We start from the raw sequence: 16,808 nt of genomic DNA on the forward strand, positions 1-16,808 counted from the left end.
CCGGAGACGGTCGAGTTGAGGCAGGCGGAGGGGATGAGGAAGTCCTCGCGGGTGCCGTAGGTGCGGACGCAGGAGCCGGGGTCGGCGCGGTGGCGCGGCTCGGGCTCGCCCCGGGGCTCGCCGTCCACGAGGCCGTACCGGAGTGGAAGCCGTCGGCCGTCTACGAGCCCGCCGTGACCGGGGCGGAGGCCGCCGAGCGCATGGGCCGGTTCCGTACCGCCGTAGCGGGGCTGCTCGACGGGGCCGAGGGGCGGCCATGACCTCGCACGGCCCGGCGTCGGACCGGCGGCTCGGGGCGGTGACCCGCGCCGGCACGCTCCCGGACACCTCGGCGCCGGGCGCCGAGTACGACGTCGCGGTGGTCGGCGCCGGAGTGGTCGGCTGCGCGGTCGCGCGCGAGCTGGCCCGTCGGCCGTTGCGGGTCGCGCTGGTCGAGGCGTCCGGTGATGTCGGCGAGGGCACGTCCAAGGCCAACACGGCGATTCTGCACACGGGTTTCGACGCCGTTCCAGGTTCGCTGGAAGCGGCTCTGGTACGGGAGGGGCAGCGCCTGCTCCTCGACTACGCGCGGGAGACGGGCATTCCCGTCGAGCCGCTCGGGGCGCTCCTGGTCGCCTGGGACGAGGAGCAACTGGCCGCCCTCCCCCGCCTCGCGGACAAGGCCGCGCGCAACGGCCATCGCACGACCCGCGTCCTGAGCGCCGACGAACTGCGTCTCCGGGAGCCCCACTTGGGGCCGGGAGCGCTGGGAGCGCTCGAGGTGCCGGGCGAGTCGATCATCTGCCCGTGGACGACCACCCTCGCGTACGCCACCCAGGCCGTGCGCTCCGGGGTCGACCTGCACCTCAACTGCCGGGTGGAGAAGGCCGATCCGGGGACTCCGCACCGACTGATCACACCCCGGGGAGTGCTGCGGGCCCGGTACGTCGTCAACGCCTGCGGGCTCTACGCGGACCGGTTCGACGCCCTGTTCGGGCGACGTGACTTCACGGTGACGCCGAGACGCGGGCAGTTGATCGTCTTCGACTCCTTCGCCCGCGCGCTCGTCCGCCACATCCTCCTGCCGGTACCAGGCGCTCTGGGCAAGGGAGTTCTGGTCGCGCCGACGGTGTACGGGAAGGTGCTGCTCGGCCCCACGGCGGAGAACCTCGACGACCGGACCGCCACCGGAACGACCGCCGAGGGCCTGGCGTCCCTGCGCGCCCAGGGGCGCCGCGTGCTGCCCGCGCTCCTCGACGAGGAGGTGACCGCGGTCTACGCGGGGCTCCGGGCCGCCACCGAGGACGAGGACTACCGGTGCGCCGCCCACCCCGGGCTACGGTACGTCACGGCGGGCGGCATCCGGTCGACCGGACTGACGGCCTCCCTGGCGATCGCCGCCCACATGGTGGAGCTGCTCACGGAGTGCGGCCTCGCTCTCGGGCCGGAGCGGCCGCTCGCCCCGGTCCGGATGCCGAACCTCGGCGAGGCGTTCCCGCGCCCGTACCGGGATGCCGAACTCATCGCCCGCGAGCCGGAGTTCGGTTCGATCGTGTGCCACTGCGAGCGGGTGACCCGGGGCGAGATCCGGGCGGCCCTCGCCTCCACGGTCCCGCCCGCCTCGCTGGACGGTCTGCGGCGCCGGACGCGGGCCCGGGGCGGCCGGTGCCAGGGATTCGCGTGCGGTGCGGCGGTCCGGGCGCTGTTCGAGGAGGGGGTGGGGCGGCCGTGGCGGGAGCAGTGAGCGGTTCCGGGGACGTACGCGCGGACGCGGGTCCGGAGGCGGGCCTGGACCTGGACCTGGACCCGACCGGGCCCGTCTCCGGAGCCGTGCACCGGTTCGTCGACGTCCTCGTCGTCGGTGCGGGGCCCGCCGGGCTCGCCTCGGCGGAGCGGCTCGCCGCGGCCGGCGCGGGCCGGTACCGGGTCGAGGTCCTGGAGCGCGAGCGGGAGGCCGGCGGAGTGCCGCGCCACTGCGCGCACGGCGGTTTCTGCCTCGCCGACCTCGGGCGCCCGCTGGACGGGCCGGGGTACGCGCACCGCCTCGCCCGCGCGGCGGACCGCGCCGGTGCCACGGTCCGTACGGGCGTGTCGGTGACCGGCTGGTCCGGGCCGCTCACCCTGGACGTCACGGCCCCGACCGGCCTGGAACGGATCACGGCGCGTGCGGTGGTCCTGGCGACGGGCGCGCGCGAACGGCCGCGCAGCGCACGGCTCGTACCGGGGACACGGCCGGCCGGAGTGCTGACCACCGGCGAACTCCAGAAGTCCGTGCACCTGTACGGGGTACGGCGGGAGCGGCTCGGCAGGCGTGCCGTCGTGATCGGCGCCGAACCGGTGGCCCACCACGCGGTGCGGGCGCTCCGCCGGGCCCAGGTCGATGTGGTGGCGATGGTCACGGAACAGCCCCGATCACCACGCCGGTTCACCACGCTCCCGCCGCCACCGCTGCTGACCGGCACCACGGTCACGGAGCTGCTCGGCCGCGGCCGGCTCACGGGCGTCGGGGTGCGCCGCGCCGACGGTCGGGAGGGTGTGGTCGGCTGCGACACGGTCGTGTTCACCGGGGACTGGATCCCGGAGCACGAACTGGCCCGCGCCGGTGGGGTGCCCCTGGACGCGGGGACACGCGGCCCCTCGGTCGACGCCGCCCACCGCACCGCCACGGCGGGCGTCTTCGCGGCGGGGAACGTCCTGCGCGGGGTCGAATCGGCGGGGGCCGCGGCGGCCGAGGGTCGGGCCGCGGCCGATGCCGTACTGCGGTATCTGACCGGAGAGCCCTGGCCGGTGACGGCGGTTCCGGTGCGGGTGGAAGGGCCGGTGCGGTGGGTGGCGCCGAACCGGATCTCCCTTCCGCCGGCCGACGGGTCCGCGGCTCGCCCGGTCCTGTTGCGGGTCGCCGAGCCGTTGTCGTGGCCGGTCGTGGAGGTCGGCCAGGACGACCGGGTCCTCCATCGCGTCCGGCTCCTCGGGACGGCCTGGCCGCATCGCTCGGTGCGGGTGGCCTCCGGCTGGGCGCGCGAGGTCGATCCGGCGGGCGGACCTGTGACGGTGCGGGTCACGGTCTGACCCGGGCCGGTGACCGTGCGGGACAAGGGGTCTGACCCGCACGGTCCGACCTGCCAGTGGCCTGGGCCACTGGCAGATGCCCGGAACCGTTGACCGGCCCGTCACCTCCCCCCATCCTCGTGGTCATGTTCATGACGGATGCTGCGGGTGGAGATCCCGCCCAGTTCCGACACGGAGGTGTCATGGTCCGGCGCATGGTCAGATCCCTGTTCGCCACACTCCTGATGGTGGCCGCCGCCCTCACGGGAACGGTCGCCACGGCCGGCACGGCGCACGCCGACGAGTGCTACACCTGGAGCCGTACCCTCTCCTCGGGCATGTCCGGCGCGGACGTGACCCAGCTGCAGATCCGGGTGGCCGGATACCCGGGCTACGGCGGAGTCCTCGCGGTCGACGGCGCGTACGGCCCGGCCACCCAGGCCGCGGTGACCCGCTTCCAGCAGGCGTACGGTCTCGGCGCGGACGGCGTCGCCGGCCCCGCCACCTTCGCGAAGCTGTACGCCCTCCAGGACGCGGACTGCACGCCCGTCCACTTCACCTACGCCGAGCTCAACAAGTGCAACGGCGACTTCTCCGGCGGCGCGGTCAGCGCGGCCACCGCCAGGTCCAACGCCCTGCGCGCGATGTGGAAGCTGGAGGCGCTGCGCCACGCGCTGGGCGACGTTCCGATCTCGGTGAGCAGCGGCTTCCGCTCGCACGCCTGCAACGCGGCCGTGGGCGGTGCCTCCGACAGCCGCCATCTGTACGGCGACGGCATCGACCTGACGGGTTCCCCGTCGCTGTGCACGCTGGCGAAGCAGGCGCGCAACCACGGCTTCAACGGAATCCTCGGCCCCGGCTACCCGGGCCACGGCGACCACGCGCACGTGGACACCCGCGCCTCGCGCTTCTGGTCGGCGAGCAGCTGCGGGATCTGATCCGCTCGGCGACACTGGGCGGTATGCCGGACAAGCGCAGCGCTGGGCTCCTTCTCTTCCGCAGAGCGGCGGACAGCGGTTTCGAGGTACTCATCGGCCATATGGGCGGGCCCTTCTGGGCGTCGAAGGACGTCTCCGCCTGGTCGATCCCGAAGGGCGAGTACGGCCCCGAGGAGACACCCGAGGCCGCCGCCCACCGCGAGTTCGAGGAGGAGCTCGGCCTGCCGGCGCCCGACGGCGAGCGGATCGCGCTCGGCGAGGCCCGGCAGACGAGCGGAAAGACCGTCACGATCTGGGCGGTCGAGGCGGATCTCGACCCGTCCCTGGTCGTGCCGGGCACGTTCACCATGGAGTGGCCGCGCGGCTCGGGTGTTCTGCGGGAGTTCCCGGAGATCGACCGGGTCGGCTGGTTCGCCCCGGAAGCGGCCGCTCCGCTGCTCGTTCCGGGCCAGCGGGTCTTCCTCGAACGGCTCGCGGAGTGGCTCGACGGGCGGGGCTGAGCCCGATTGTCAGACCCGTACGAGAGGGTGGAGGTCGCCAACCTGTCGAGAGGGAGCCCGACATGACCACGATCACCGTCCGTGAGCGCGCCGCAGCCCAGGCGTACCTCCGTCTGCTGGAGTCCACGCAGGCCGTGCTGACCGATCCGCACCTCGTTCCCTACGCGGCGGCGATGCTCACCCACCCCATGGCCGAGGCCGACGAGGCGCTGCGCGCCGCGGGCCTCTCCGGGAACGAGGCGAGACTGCTGCACCTCGTATCGGCCCTGCGCGCCTCCCCCACCGCCGACCTCGGCCGGACGGGTTGAGGAGCGGAGGCTGAACTGGGTCCTCTTCGTCTGCGACGGCCGGGGGGCGGGCCTGCCCCTGGCCGTCGCCGTCAACACCGGCAACGTACGTGCGCTCCGAGGGGATCTCCCCAGCATCGACGCGCCGTGTACACCGTCAGCTCGTCCTGTGGCGGGGCGAGTCGGGGTGCTCCTGGCGCGGGGGACGGGGGTGGCGGCCGAGGAGTTCGGCCAGGCCTCGGCGGGTGGCGGCGACGAGCACGCGGTCGCCCGCGCCGAGGACACGGTCCGGCTCCAGCTGCCAGACGAGGCCCGCCGAGTGTCGGACGAGGGGCGTCGAACCGGTCGCGCGGGCGATGATCCGCCAGGCCCCCGGGCGGAAGGCCTCGGCGACCGTACGGCCCTCCAGGAACGGGTTGCCGCCCGCCTCCACGGCCGCGAAGAGCAGCACCCGGCGCTCCACCGGGATGGCGCCCAGGATCTGGCGGCCCATCATGGCCCCCGCGAAGGAGGGAGCCGCCAGGTGCGAGACGCTGCGGCTGCGGGTCAGGGCCGCCGGGTGGGCGGCGCGCAGGGTGCGGTAGACGGCGGTCGCGAAGTCGTCGTCGTACAGCCGCAGCACGACCCGGAGCTCGGGCTTCACGGAGCGGGCGGAGAGCGCGGCCTCCAGGTTGGTGATGTCGATGCTGGTCAGCGCGAGCAGAGCGTGCGCACGGTGGATCCGGGCGGCCTCCAGGACACCCTCCTCCGTGACGTCGCCGATGACCGTGGGCACACGCAGCCGGCGGGCGAGCGCGATGCCGCGCGCCTCCGGGTCGGACTCGACGCAGACCACGGGGATGTCGAGGCGTATCAGCCGGGCGAGGACGCGGGTGCCGACCTTGCCGAGGCCGAGCAACACCACGTGCCCGGAGAGCCCGCGCGGCGGACGGCGCAGCGAGGTCGCGCTCCGGAAGGTGCCGAGTGCCTCCAGGATGCCCGCGATGAGCACCGGCATGAGGAGGAGCCCGACGAAACCGGCGAGGATCTGCAGCACCTGACGGCCGGTCGTCTCCTCGACGGCCGGGTCGCCGATGGCAAAGATGTCGAGGAGCGTGAGGTACGCCGCGTGCAGGGGATGGTCGCCGGTGGTGAGCCAGGTCGCGAGGGCGATCGCCCCGACGGCGGCGGTGACCCCGGCGAGCGACCAGCGCAGCCGGCGCGAGAACAACGAGCCCATGGGCAGCGCGGCGCCGAACCGCTTGTTGGAGAGGGTCGGGCCCGCGTAGGTGATCGTTTCGAGGGCGACCGTGCCCCGTCCCGGTGCGGCGGCGACCGCCCGGTCGTCGGGCAGCAGCAGCGGGCCCTGGGCGCCGCTGCCTTCGGCGCCCTCGACGCCGGCCGGGTCGTTGGTGGTCGCCGAGAGCAGCGCGAGCGTACAGAGCCCCGGATCCGCGAGCTCGCCCCGGGCGGGCGGGGTCCGCTCGACGGCGTGCAGCAACAGTCCGCCGGCCTGTACGACCTTGCTCGTCCCGGCGACGGCGGTGGCCGCGAGCGCGGGCGCCGCGGTGTCCGCGTCGGAGAGCACGGTCGTCGCCGCGTCGAGCTCCTTGGGGTCGAGGCCGGGCTCGGCGACGGTGGCGGCCTGGTCCAGGAGCGTCTCCAGGTGCTGGCCGAGCTTGCGGTTGTAGAGCCGGATGACCAGCCGCAGTCGCGGGTTGAGCCGCCGCGCGGCGAGGGCGGCCCGGATGTTGGTCTCGTCGTCGTCGTGGACGAGGGCGAGCGCGGCGGCCCGCTCCACTCCCGCGTCGATCAGCACCGCGTCGTCGACCTCGGCCGTCTCGACCATTCGGATCGACCGGCCCTCGGGCACTCCGCGCTGGTCCCCCGCCGGCGTACGCGTCATGGCGGCGGTCACCCGGCCGAAGAGCGACGCGGCGCGCCCCGGGCGGCCTGACGGCGCCTGCGGCTCGTCGCCGCGCGCGGGTACGAGAAGGGTGATCCGCTCCCCGTACACGTCGTGGAGCTCGTGGGCGAGCCGGTGCGCGAGCACGTCGTCACCGCACACGATCATGTGACCGGCCGGGGCGGGCGGCGGCAGCCGGTCGGGGCGCGACGCGGGCGCGCCGAGGGGCGTGCCCTGCGGATCGGCGGCGGGCGCCCGCCGCGCGGGCTCCGGCGGAACGGGCATGCTCTGGTACGGAAGTGAGGACACGTCACCAGCATGCCGTGCGCCACCGACACTCCGGCCACCGCCCATGGCCCCGGGTTCCGGAGCCTTCCCGTCCGCACCGCCCGGGCCGTCTCGCGCGGCCTCACGGACCGTCACGCGCCACCCGACGAGGCCCCGCCGACGTCCCGACGACGCCACGCCGATGCCCCGCCGACGCCACGCAGAGGCCCGGAAACCGCCCGTACGCCACTCGTAATACGCCGGTCGGCGCACTCCGATCTGCGAGCGGCGGTCCCGCTTTCTACGGTGGCTGAATGATCGTCATGTCAGCTGTCCGCCACGCTGCCGCCGGTGCCGCGGCGCTGCTGCTCGTGCTGCCCGCACCGACGGCCGCGGCCTCCACCGTCACCGAACCCACGCCTCCTGCCGAACGCTTCGTCGATCCCGCCCGGCTCCACCGCTCCGGGACCCAGGTCCAGCCGCTGCCCGGCGGGCCGGAGGCGCCGTCCTCCGTCTCCGCGCTCTCCTGGCTGGTGGCGGACGCCTCCACGGGGGAGGTCCTGGCCGCCCGCAACGCGCATCGGCGGCTGCCGCCCGCCAGCACGCTGAAGACCCTGTTCGCCGTGACCGCGCTCCCCCGCATCGATCAGAGGGAGCAGCACACGGTCGCCGAATCGGAGCTGGCGGGGATCGGCAGCGGCAGCAGCATGGTCGGGGTCCAGGCCGGGCTCACGTACAAGGTCTCGGACCTGTGGAACGGGGTCTTCCTCAATTCGGGGAACGACGCGGTGCGGGTGCTCGCGGCGATGAACGGCGGCTGGGAGTCCATGACCCGTCAGATGCAGGAGAAGGCCCGCGCGCTGGGGGCGCGTGACACCCGGGTGGTCTCCCCGGACGGGTACGACGCGCCGGGGCAGGTGTCCTCCGCGTACGACCTGGCGATCTTCGGCCGGGCCGGGCTGCAGGACCGGGACTTCGTCCGGTACTGCTCCACGTCGTACGCGGAGTTCCCCGCGGGCGGCTGGTCGTACGGCATCCGCAACACCAACCGGCTGCTGACCGGCGAGGACGGCGTGAGCCGCTATCCCGGGCTCATCGGCGTGAAGAACGGCTACACCACCAACGCGGGGAACACCCTGATCGCGGCCGCCCGGCAGGGCTCGCGGACGCTGGTCGTGTCGGTGATGAACCCGCAGTGGGGCGGCGGGCTCGCGGTGTACGAGGAGGCGCGGACGCTGCTCGACTGGGGCTTCGACGCGGCGGGACGGGTCCAGCCTGTCGGCTCCCTGGTTCCGTCGGCCGTACGGGACCGGTCGAAGGACCGTCAGGTGAAGAAGGCCACGGGGAAGCCGGCGAAGGAGGCCGTACCGCAGGCGGGCCCGAAGGCAGGTCCCAAGGCCTCCGCCGAGGCAGGACCGAAGGCAAGCCCCAAGGCCGCCCCCGAGGCAGGCCCCAAGGCCGGTCCGGAGGCGCCTACCGAGCGGCGGACCGGTGCGGTGACGGTCTCCGAGGACGTGTCCGCGCTCGCCGGACCCGCGAAGGCCGTACGCCACGAGGACGTGCCCTCGGGTCCCTGGGCCGGACTTCCGCTCGCCCTGGTGGGGGCGTCGCTCGGCGCCGCGCTCTCGCTCTGGGTCTGGCGCCGCCGGTCGGCCGGGCGGGGCGACGGGGGCATGTGACCGCCGGTCGCGCGGCGCCACGAGAGACCGGGGCCTCACGCCACGGGCCCCGGTGAACGCCGCGCGACCGGCTCCCCGCCCTCCTGTCAGGCGGGCAGGAAGTCCCCGAGCAGCTCGGCGAACTCCTCGGGACCGACCAGACGGATGCCCAGCTCCTCCGCCTTGGCCCGCTTGGACCCGGCCTTCTCGCCGGCGACGACGAGCCCCGTGCGCTTGGACACGCTGGAGGAGGACTTGCCCCCGGCCCGCTCGATCAGTTCGTTCATCTGATTGCGGCTCAGGGCCTCCAGCGGCCCGGTCATGGCTCCGGTGACGACCACCGCCAGACCCGCGAGCGGGCCGGCCGCCACGCCCGCGCCCGCGTCCGTACCGTCGGTTCCCGGCTGCGGGGGCGGGGTGGCTCCGGGCTCGGTCATGTTCACCCCGGCGGCGACGAGCTTGTCGACGACCGGGCCGAGCTCGGCCAGCTCGGCCACGATGACCGGCGCCTTCTCGGCCCCGATGCCCTCGACGCTCCGCATCGCCTCCTCGTCGGCCGCGCGGACGGCGTCCATGGTGGCGAAGTGGCGGGCTATCCGGCGGGACATGGAGCGGCCCGTGCCGCGGATGCCGAGTGCGCACAGGACGCGGGAGAGCGGTCGGGTGCGGGCGGTGGCGAGCGCGGCGAGCAGGTTGTCCGCGCTGGTCTCGCCCATCCGCTCCAGGCCGAGGAGCTGCTCGCGGGTGAGGGTGAAGAGCTCGGCCACGTCGGCGACGAGTCCGGCGTCGACGAGCTGGACGATCCGGGAGACGCCGAGCCCCTCGATGTCGAGCTGGTCGCGGCCGACGGCGTACGAGAGGGAGGCCACGAGGTGGCAGTTCCGGCCCTGCGCGCACCGCCAGCGCTGCTCGCTGCGGTCGATCTCCGAACCGCACTGCGGGCACGTCTCCGGGAACTCGATCGGCTGCTCGTCGCCGGTCCGCAGGTGGGCGACCGGCGCCTCGATGCGGGGGATGATGTCGCCGGCCTTGTGGACCATCACTTGGTCGCCGAGGCGCAGATCGCGGCGGGTGATGTCCGAGGGGTTGTGCAGCGTGGCGTACGTGACGGTGCTGCCGTCGATGTCGACCGGCTCCAGGACGGCGCGGGGCGCGATGATGCCCGTGCGGCCGACGTTCCACTCGACGGCGAGGAGCCGGGTGACCTTCTCGACGGCCGGGAGCTTGTACGCGATCGCCCAGCGCGGCGCGCGGGAGCCCTCGCCGGCCTCGCGGCGGTCGGCGGCGAGGTCGGCCTTGACGACGATCCCGTCGATCCCGAACGGCAACTCCGCCCGGAGCGCCGCTATCTCCTCCACTCTGGCCAGGACCTCGGCCGCGCCGGTCACCATCCGGCCGGGAACGGCGGTGGCGGCCGAGGTGTGCAGCCCGAGGGCGACCGCCCGGGCGAGCAGCTCGCTGTGAGCCGCCTCGCCGAGACCGGCACCACCGACCCCCGCCGCCTCGTCGCTCTCCGGTGCGCCCAGCGGCAGCATGTCGTAGGCGAAGAAGGTCATCTCGACCCGGTAGGGCCGGTCCTTGGCGCGCAGGGTGCCCGCCGCCGCGTTGCGGGGGTTGGCGAACGGCTCGCCGCCGTGGGCCACCCGGACCGGGTTGGCGGCCTCGAACTGCTCGGTGGTCATGAGCACTTCGCCGCGGACCTCGACCGTGACGGGCTCGGCAAGCCGCTCCGGCAGGCCGACGATCGTCCCGATGGCGTGCGACACGTCCTCCCCGGCCGTGCCGTCCCCACGGGTGATCAGGCGGGCGAGCCGCCCCTCTTCGTAGCGCGCCGCGATCGCGAGTCCGTCGAGCTTGGGTTCGACGCTCCACCGCTCCATGGTCCGGCCGATCCGGCGCTCCAGGGAGGCGACCCAGGCGGTGAACTGCTCGGCGGAGAAGACGTTGTCGAGCGAGAGCATCGGCCGCGTGTGCGGTACGTCCCCGGTGGCCGCGCCCCCGGCGACCTTGCCGGTCGGGGAGTCGGCGCGCGCCTCGTCGGGGTGCTCGGCCTCCCAGGCCGCTATCGCCCGGGCGAGGTGGTCGTAGGCGTCGTCGTCCAGCGGGGACGTACCGCCCGCGTAGTAGGCCGCGGCCGCGTGCTTGGCATCCTCGACCGCCCGCGCGTACGCGGCGGCATCGGCGAGAACCGGAGTCGTCGTCATGGTCTCCATCGTGCCGGGCACCACTGACAACGGGCCCGGGCGACGCCGTGCCGCACGTCTCCTCGGCCTCAGGTCGGCCAGGACCTCGGCTTCAGGTGGCGGGACCAGCGGATGACCAGCTTCATCAAGCAGGTCAGGGTCAGCACCCACATGACCGCGAAGGCCCAGATCAGAGCGGGTTCACCGGACATGACCGCCAGGACGAGCAGCCCGAGGGTCAGGACGCCGAGGAGCACGACGGCCACGGCGAGCGCGTGGCGGCGGACCGGGCTCCGGCCCCGCTCCGGCGACACGTCATCCGGCACCACGTCACCCCGCGACCCGTCACCCGGCGACACACCATCCCGTGACCCGTCCTCCGGCGACGTGTCCGCACGGAGATCCCGCTCCATCTCGGCCAGGATGCGCCGCTCACGCTGCGAGAGCCGTGCTTCGTCCATCGCCGGACACCTCCACCCGCACGTCATGCCCCTTCCGCCCCGGCGGGTACCCGCGCAGCGCCCCGGAACACTCCCCAATCCTCCCTCGGGCCACACCTCACCGCAGGACCAGAACGGTAGAATCCTGAGCGAACACGAGCGTTCCGGACAACCACCTGGTGGAGGGACGGCAGGGAGTCGTGACGACGTCCGCGGCGGGTCCCGAGGGGCCCGGCATCACCGGTCTCTCGGCCGAGAACAGGCGACTGCGCGCCGAACTCACCCGCCGGCATCTGATCGACCTGGCCACCGGCGTCCTCGCGGCCCAGCTCGGCGCCTCCCCCGCCGACGCAGCCGAGCACCTGGCCGCCCTCTCCCACGCGACCGGCCTCGGCGTGGAGGATCTCGCCGCCGACGTCGTCAACGGAGTCGCCGGTCTGTCCGGCTCGGAGCCGTCCGCAGTCGTGCGGGCGGAGCCCGCCCCGGCCGCCCCCGTCGTCTTCAGCACCCCCGAGGAACGGCGGGCGCGGCAGGCGGCCGCAGCGGCCGAGACCGCGGACACGGTCGGCGAGGCGGCCCGCGCCCTGCTGGAGGGCGGGCTCGTCCCGCTCGGCGCGGAGTGCCTCTGGCTCTGGCGGCGCGACGCGTGGGGCTGTCTGCGCCTTGCCGGCCACGCGGGCGTCGGGGCGGCGGAGGCGGCGGCCTGGCAGTGGATCCCCCCGGCCGCCCCGCCCGCGTTCCGCACGGTCCTCGCCGACGGCGCCCCCGTCTGGCTGGACGACGGCCCGGGGGGCGGGGACGTCCTGCCGGGCCCCGCCCGCCGTTCGGCGCGGGCGCTCCTCCCACTGCGGTCGCGCGGGGTGACGGTGGGCCTGGCCCTGGTCGCCTGGCCGGGACCCGTCGTCCTCGACGCGGCCCTGAGGAAGGCGCTGGTCGGCCTTACCGACGTGGCGGGCACCGTCCTCGACGCGGCCGACGCACCGTCGTCGGCCGTGCCGGGCCTGGTCGACGTCCTGGACGCCCTGGTCCACCCGGCGATGCTGCTACGGCTCGCCCCGCCGGCCGAGACACCCACCGCGCCTCCCGCGGTCGAGCACCTCAACGACTACGCCGTCGCCGCCCTCGGCGGCGCCCCGCCGGCCGAGGACCGGTCCCTGGCCCTCGCCCTCCCGCACGTCCACGCCGACCTCGCCCACCTGGCCCGGCGCGCCCACCGGACGGCCCGCACCCAGCACGTGGCCCGACTCCCGGCAGGGCCGCCGACGGGCCCCGAGGACCGGGCCGACGACGAAGGACCGCCGACGCTGCTCGACGTACGGGTGCTTCCGGCCGGGCCCGAGCGGGCGGTCGTGCTGTGGCACGCCGCCAGTGATCCGGGGCTCGCGTCGGAGCGCGCGGTGGCCCGGCTGCAGAGCGTGGCGCTGTTCCAGGACAGCCTGACCGACGGCGGCACGGTCTGGTCGGAGCAGGCGTACGCCGTCTTCGGCAGGTCCCGTGACGAGCCTCCCGTACCGCTGCTCGGGCTGCGCGGCCTGGTGCACCCGGAGGACGGGGAGGCGCTGACCGGCCTGCTCAGGACGCTGACGGAGCGGCGCACGGGGGCGCAGACGGTGCTGCGGATCGTCCTCGGCGACGGCACCGTGCGCCACGTGCGGGTGGCAGCCGAGCCGCTCCTGGACGCCGGGGCGGTCACCGGCTTCGCCGGGGTGTACCAGGACGTGTCCGCGAGCCGCCGCGTCGAGGCGGCCCTGAACGCGACGTTCGACCAGTTGACGGCCGTACGGACCCGGGCGGAGCTGCGGCACCAGATCGCGCTCCAGCTCCAGCAGGCGATCGTGCCCGAGGTGCCGGACCTCCAGGAGTTCCCGGGACTCGTCGTGGCGGCCCGGTACCGGCCGGCGGCCGAGGAGTACCGGGTGGGCGGCGACTGGTACGACGTCCAGCCGCTGCCCGACGGCAGGATCCTCGTCGCGGTCGGGGACGTAGCCGGGCACGGCATCGACTCGGTCACCGGCATGGTGGCGCTGCACAACGCCCAGCGGGGGCTCGCCTGTACGGGCGAGTCACCGCGGCGGCTGATGGGGTGGCTCAACGAGGTGACGCTGCGCACCAGCGGGTACCCGACGGCGACGGCGGTGTGCGCGTTGTACGACCCGGTGGCGCGGGTGCTGGTCTGGGCGAGCGCGGGGCACCTGCCGCTGGTGCTCGTACGGAACGGTGAGGCGCGGCTGCTCGACCCGCCGCACGACGTCCTGCTCGGCGCGGTGCCCTCGTACGCGTACGAGGAGCGGCGGACCTCGCTGCGGCCGGGAGACACCTTGATCCTCTACACGGACGGGCTGATCGAGCGCCGCCACGACGGCCTGGACGACGGGCTCGCCCGGCTCGCCGCGCAGGCCGCGCTCGTCAGCGGCCGGCCGCCGGACGAGCAGGTGGAGTCGCTCCTGGACGCGGCCCCGGGCGACACGGACGACGACACGAGCATCGTGGCCGTGCTCGTACGGTGACGTAGGCCCGCGTCGTCACGGAGTCGGGCCCGCCAGCCAGTGGCGGACCTTGGCCATCAGCTCGTCGGCGTCGACGGGCTTCGCCACGTAGTCGCTGGCGCCCGCCGCGAGGGCGCGGGCGCGGTCTCCCGGCATGGCCTTCGCGGTGACCGCGATGACGGGGAGGGTCCTGCGGCCGGGGAGTTCGCGGATCGCACCGGTCGTCGCGTAGCCGTCCAGGCCCGCCATCATCACGTCCATCAGGACGAGTTCGACCTCGTCGTGCGCCTCCAGGAGGGCGAGGCCCGCCCTGCCGCTGTCGGCCTGGAGGACGTGCATGCCGTGCCCCTCCAGCACCTCCGTGAGCGCGTAGACGTTGCGCACGTCGTCGTCGACGACGAGGACGGTACGGCCGGAGGTCGTGGGGTCGGGGTGGTCGGCGGGGCGGGTTCCGGGGGCTTCGACGGCGCGGTCCGTGTCGGTGGAGGGCGGCTCGGTGTCCGTGACCGGCTCGCCGTCGCTCGTGCCCACGGGCGCGGTGTGCCGCGGGGCCGGGAGGTAGAACGTGAAGCGGCTGCCCTTGCCGGGGGTGGAGCGGACGTCGATGGTGCCGCCGAGCAGCCCGGCCACCTCGCGGCTGATGGAGAGCCCGAGTCCTGTGCCGCCGTAGCGGCGGGCGGTGGTGCCGTCGCCCTGCTGGAACGCGCCGAAGATGTCGTCGAGCCGCTCGGCCGGGATGCCGACGCCGGTGTCGCTGACGCGGAAGGCGAGGACAGGTCCGCTCCCGCGCAGCGCGAGGGGCGGTTCGTCGGCGTCAGCGTACTCGATGATGAACTCCACCGCGCCCTCGTCGGTGAACTTCAGTGCGTTGGAGAGCAGGTTGCGCAGGATCTGCCGCAACCGCGACTCGTCGGTGGTCAGTTCCTCGGGCACGTCCGAGGAGACGGTGATGGAGAAGGCCAGGCCGCGTTCGTCGGCGACCGGCCCGAAAGTGGCCTCCAGGTACTCCAGGAGGTGGTGGAGGGCGAAGCGTTCGGGCCGGATGTCCATCTTGCCCGCCTCGACCTTCGACAGGTCGAGGATGTCGTTGATCAGCTGGAGCAGGTCGGATCCCGCGGAGTGGATGACCTCGGCGTAGTCGACCTGTTTCTCCGTCAGGTTCCCCTCCGGGTTCTGGCCGAGCAACCGGGCGAGGATCAGCAGGCTGTTGAGCGGGGTGCGCAGCTCGTGGCTCATGTTGGCGAGGAACTCGGACTTGTACATCGAGGTCCGGGAGAGCTGCTGGGCGCGCGCCTCCAGCTCCTGGCGCCCCTGTTCGATGACGAGGTTCTTGGACTCGATGTCCTTGTTGCGTTCGGCAAGGAGGGCCGCCTTCTCCTTCAGTTCGGCGTTGGAGCGCTGGAGTTCCTTCTGCCGGGCCTGCAACTCCTGGGAGCGGGAGCGCAGTTCGTCGGTGAGCCGCTGGGACTGGCCGAGGAGTTCGTCGGTACGGAGGTTGGCGACGAGGGAGCTGACGACGGCGCCCGCGGTCTCCACGAACCGTTCGAGGAAGTCGCGATGGAGGTCGGTGAAGGGCCGGAGCGAGGCGAGCTCGACGGCGCCGAGGACCTGGTCCTCCACGACGATCGGCAGGACGACCAGCATGGCGGGTTCGCCGGAGCCGACCGCGGAGGCGACGGTGGCGTAGCCGGCCGGTACGTTCTCCACGACCAGGGTGCGGCGGTCGTGGGCGGCCTGGCCGACGAGCGACTGGCCGAGGCGGAAGCGGCGGGCCGGGGCGTCCGGTTCGTCGGGGGAGCCGTAGGAGGCGGTCACGACGAGTTCGGTGCCGCGCTCGTCGTGGCGGGCGAGGAAGAAGGCGCCGTACTGGGCGGAGACCAGCGGTGGCACCTCGGTCATGATGAGTTCGGCGATGGCCGGGAGGGTGCGGGTGCCCTGCATGAGGCCCGCGAGCCGGGCGAGGTTGGTCTTGAGCCAGTCCTGCTCCTCGTTGGCGCGGGTGGTGGCCCGCAACGACTCGACCATCGCGTTGATGTTGTCCCGCAGGTCGCCGACCTCGCCGGGGGCCTCCACGGTGATGGAGCGGGTGAGGTCGCCCTCGGCGACGGCGCTCGTGACCTCGGCGATGGCCCGGACCTGCCGGGTCAGGTTGCCGGCGAGCTCGTTGACGTTCTCGGTGAGCCGCTTCCAGGTGCCGGAGACGCCCTCCACCTCGGCCTGGCCGCCGAGTTTGCCCTCGGTACCGACCTCGCGGGCCACCCGGGTCACCTCGGCGGCGAAGGAGGAGAGCTGGTCGACCATGGTGTTGATGGTGGTCTTGAGCTCCAGGATCTCGCCGCGCGCCGCGACGTCGATACGGCTGGTGAGGTCGCCCTGGGCGACGGACGTGGTGACCTGGGCGATGTTGCGGACCTGGTTGGTCAGGTTGTCGGCCATCGAGTTGACGTTGTCCGTGAGGTCCTTCCAGGTGCCGGAGACGCCCAGGACGGTGGCCTGGCCGCCGAGCTTGCCCTCCGTACCGACCTCGCGGGCGACGCGGGTGACCTCCTCGGCGAAGGAGGAGAGCCGGTCCACCATGGTGTTGATGGTCTCCTTCAGCTCCAGGATCTCGCCCCGGGCGTCCACCCGGATCTTCCGCGTCAGGTCGCCCCGGGCGACGGCGCCGGCGACCTGGGCGATGGAGCGGACCTGGGAGGTCAGGTTGTCCGCCATGGTGTTGACGCCGGAGGTCAGTTCGAGCCACACCCCGCTGACGCGCGGCTCGCGGGCCCGGCCGCCGAGCAGGCCCTGCCCGCCGACCTCGCCCGCGACGCGGGTGATCTCGGAGGTCACCAGGGAGAGCCGGTCGACCATGTCGTTGTAGACGGCCGCGATCTCGCCGAGGATGCCTCCTGCGGACTCCGGCAGCCGGACGGACAGGTCGCCGTCGCGGACGGCGGTGAGCCCGGCGAGGAGCCGTGCGAGCCCGTCGTCACCGAGACGGTCGTCGACCCCGTCGTCGCCGAGTCGGTCGGGGGGCACGTGCGGCCCGTCGGACGCGGCCGGCCGGTGGGAGCTCTCCATCGCGGTCCTCACGCTGCACGGAGGGGTACGGGTCCGGTAGGGGGCCGGGTACGGTACGCGACCATGCCCGGTCC

The 16,808-nt window shown here is 74.1% G+C and carries 11 protein-coding genes and 2 pseudogenes; 8 read left to right on the forward strand and 5 right to left on the reverse strand.

Annotation, left to right across the window (positions count from 1 at the left end; translation table 11 throughout):
* Positions 1 to 95: pseudogene (locus tag ACWCO8_RS07675) on the reverse strand (cysteine protease StiP domain-containing protein); the annotation flags it as partial.
* Between ACWCO8_RS07675 and ACWCO8_RS07680 the strand changes: the two are divergent.
* From ACWCO8_RS07680 to ACWCO8_RS07705, 6 genes and pseudogenes are all read left to right on the forward strand, one after another.
* Positions 78 to 260: pseudogene (locus ACWCO8_RS07680) on the forward strand (FGGY family carbohydrate kinase); the annotation flags it as partial. The pseudogenes ACWCO8_RS07675 and ACWCO8_RS07680 overlap by 18 nt on opposite strands.
* The gene (locus ACWCO8_RS07685) at positions 257 to 1,723 is read left to right on the forward strand and encodes an FAD-dependent oxidoreductase (RefSeq protein ID WP_451031450.1); all 1,467 of its coding nucleotides are present in this window, start codon (positions 257 to 259) and stop codon (positions 1,721 to 1,723) included. The pseudogene ACWCO8_RS07680 and the gene ACWCO8_RS07685, both read left to right, overlap by 4 nt.
* Positions 1,724 to 1,809: 86 nt before the next feature.
* Complete coding sequence (locus ACWCO8_RS07690) at positions 1,810 to 3,048, forward strand: NAD(P)/FAD-dependent oxidoreductase (RefSeq protein ID WP_451031905.1); 1,239 nt, start codon at positions 1,810 to 1,812, stop codon at positions 3,046 to 3,048.
* A gap of 182 nt (positions 3,049 to 3,230) precedes the next feature.
* Positions 3,231 to 3,965 (forward strand): D-Ala-D-Ala carboxypeptidase family metallohydrolase, encoded by a 735-nt coding sequence (locus tag ACWCO8_RS07695; protein WP_451031451.1) that lies wholly within the window; start codon positions 3,231 to 3,233, stop codon positions 3,963 to 3,965.
* Between the two features lie 23 nt (positions 3,966 to 3,988).
* The gene (locus tag ACWCO8_RS07700; RefSeq protein ID WP_451031452.1) at positions 3,989 to 4,465 is read left to right on the forward strand and encodes an NUDIX domain-containing protein; all 477 of its coding nucleotides are present in this window, start codon (positions 3,989 to 3,991) and stop codon (positions 4,463 to 4,465) included.
* A 62-nt stretch (positions 4,466 to 4,527) separates the two neighbouring features.
* The gene (locus ACWCO8_RS07705) at positions 4,528 to 4,773 is read left to right on the forward strand and encodes a hypothetical protein (RefSeq protein WP_362008225.1); all 246 of its coding nucleotides are present in this window, start codon (positions 4,528 to 4,530) and stop codon (positions 4,771 to 4,773) included.
* Positions 4,774 to 4,909: 136 nt separating this feature from the next.
* Here ACWCO8_RS07705 and ACWCO8_RS07710 read toward each other — a convergent pair whose 3' ends face one another.
* On the reverse strand, positions 4,910 to 6,805 hold the full coding sequence (locus tag ACWCO8_RS07710) for an NAD-binding protein (RefSeq protein WP_451031906.1): 1,896 nt from the start codon (positions 6,803 to 6,805) through the stop codon (positions 4,910 to 4,912).
* A gap of 413 nt (positions 6,806 to 7,218) precedes the next feature.
* Between ACWCO8_RS07710 and ACWCO8_RS07715 the strand changes: the two genes are divergently transcribed.
* Positions 7,219 to 8,583: a serine hydrolase gene (locus tag ACWCO8_RS07715; RefSeq protein WP_451031453.1), complete on the forward strand. Its 1,365-nt coding sequence runs from the start codon at positions 7,219 to 7,221 to the stop codon at positions 8,581 to 8,583.
* Between the two features lie 86 nt (positions 8,584 to 8,669).
* On the opposite strand, the gene ligA is transcribed toward ACWCO8_RS07715, so the two are convergent.
* Together ligA and ACWCO8_RS07725 are read right to left on the reverse strand one after the other, a co-directional pair.
* Positions 8,670 to 10,775 (reverse strand): NAD-dependent DNA ligase LigA, encoded by a 2,106-nt coding sequence (gene ligA, locus ACWCO8_RS07720; RefSeq protein WP_451031454.1) that lies wholly within the window; start codon positions 10,773 to 10,775, stop codon positions 8,670 to 8,672.
* A 59-nt stretch (positions 10,776 to 10,834) separates the two neighbouring features.
* Positions 10,835 to 11,206 carry a hypothetical protein gene (locus tag ACWCO8_RS07725; protein WP_451031455.1) on the reverse strand — a complete coding sequence of 124 codons (372 nt, stop codon included), beginning with the start codon at positions 11,204 to 11,206 and terminating at the stop codon, positions 10,835 to 10,837.
* A 179-nt stretch (positions 11,207 to 11,385) separates the two neighbouring features.
* Between ACWCO8_RS07725 and ACWCO8_RS07730 the strand changes: the two genes are divergently transcribed.
* Positions 11,386 to 13,692, forward strand: a complete 2,307-nt coding sequence (locus tag ACWCO8_RS07730; RefSeq protein ID WP_451031456.1) for a SpoIIE family protein phosphatase — start codon at positions 11,386 to 11,388, stop codon at positions 13,690 to 13,692.
* 15 nt (positions 13,693 to 13,707) lie between these two features.
* Here ACWCO8_RS07730 and ACWCO8_RS07735 read toward each other — a convergent pair whose 3' ends face one another.
* Positions 13,708 to 16,734 carry a HAMP domain-containing protein gene (locus ACWCO8_RS07735; protein ID WP_451031457.1) on the reverse strand — a complete coding sequence of 1,009 codons (3,027 nt, stop codon included), beginning with the start codon at positions 16,732 to 16,734 and terminating at the stop codon, positions 13,708 to 13,710.
* Between the last annotated feature and the right edge of the window lie 74 nt (positions 16,735 to 16,808).

It is taken from the genome of Streptomyces sp. NPDC001927 (genome assembly GCF_053594455.1).

What these genes read in the sequence shown, in the direction of transcription:
- ACWCO8_RS07685 (WP_451031450.1), top strand. Translation starts at nt 257, where the DNA reads ATGACCTCGCACGGCCCGGCGTCGGACCGGCGGCTCGGGGCGGTGACC.
- ACWCO8_RS07695 (WP_451031451.1), top strand. Translation starts at nt 3,231, where the DNA reads ATGGTCCGGCGCATGGTCAGATCCCTGTTCGCCACACTCCTGATGGTG.
- ACWCO8_RS07700 (WP_451031452.1), top strand. Translation starts at nt 3,989, where the DNA reads ATGCCGGACAAGCGCAGCGCTGGGCTCCTTCTCTTCCGCAGAGCGGCG.
- ACWCO8_RS07705 (WP_362008225.1), top strand. Translation starts at nt 4,528, where the DNA reads ATGACCACGATCACCGTCCGTGAGCGCGCCGCAGCCCAGGCGTACCTC.
- ACWCO8_RS07710 (WP_451031906.1), bottom strand. Translation starts at nt 6,805, where the DNA reads ATGATCGTGTGCGGTGACGACGTGCTCGCGCACCGGCTCGCCCACGAG.
- ACWCO8_RS07715 (WP_451031453.1), top strand. Translation starts at nt 7,219, where the DNA reads ATGATCGTCATGTCAGCTGTCCGCCACGCTGCCGCCGGTGCCGCGGCG.
- ligA (WP_451031454.1), bottom strand. Translation starts at nt 10,775, where the DNA reads ATGGAGACCATGACGACGACTCCGGTTCTCGCCGATGCCGCCGCGTAC.
- ACWCO8_RS07725 (WP_451031455.1), bottom strand. Translation starts at nt 11,206, where the DNA reads ATGGACGAAGCACGGCTCTCGCAGCGTGAGCGGCGCATCCTGGCCGAG.
- ACWCO8_RS07735 (WP_451031457.1), bottom strand. Translation starts at nt 16,734, where the DNA reads ATGGAGAGCTCCCACCGGCCGGCCGCGTCCGACGGGCCGCACGTGCCC.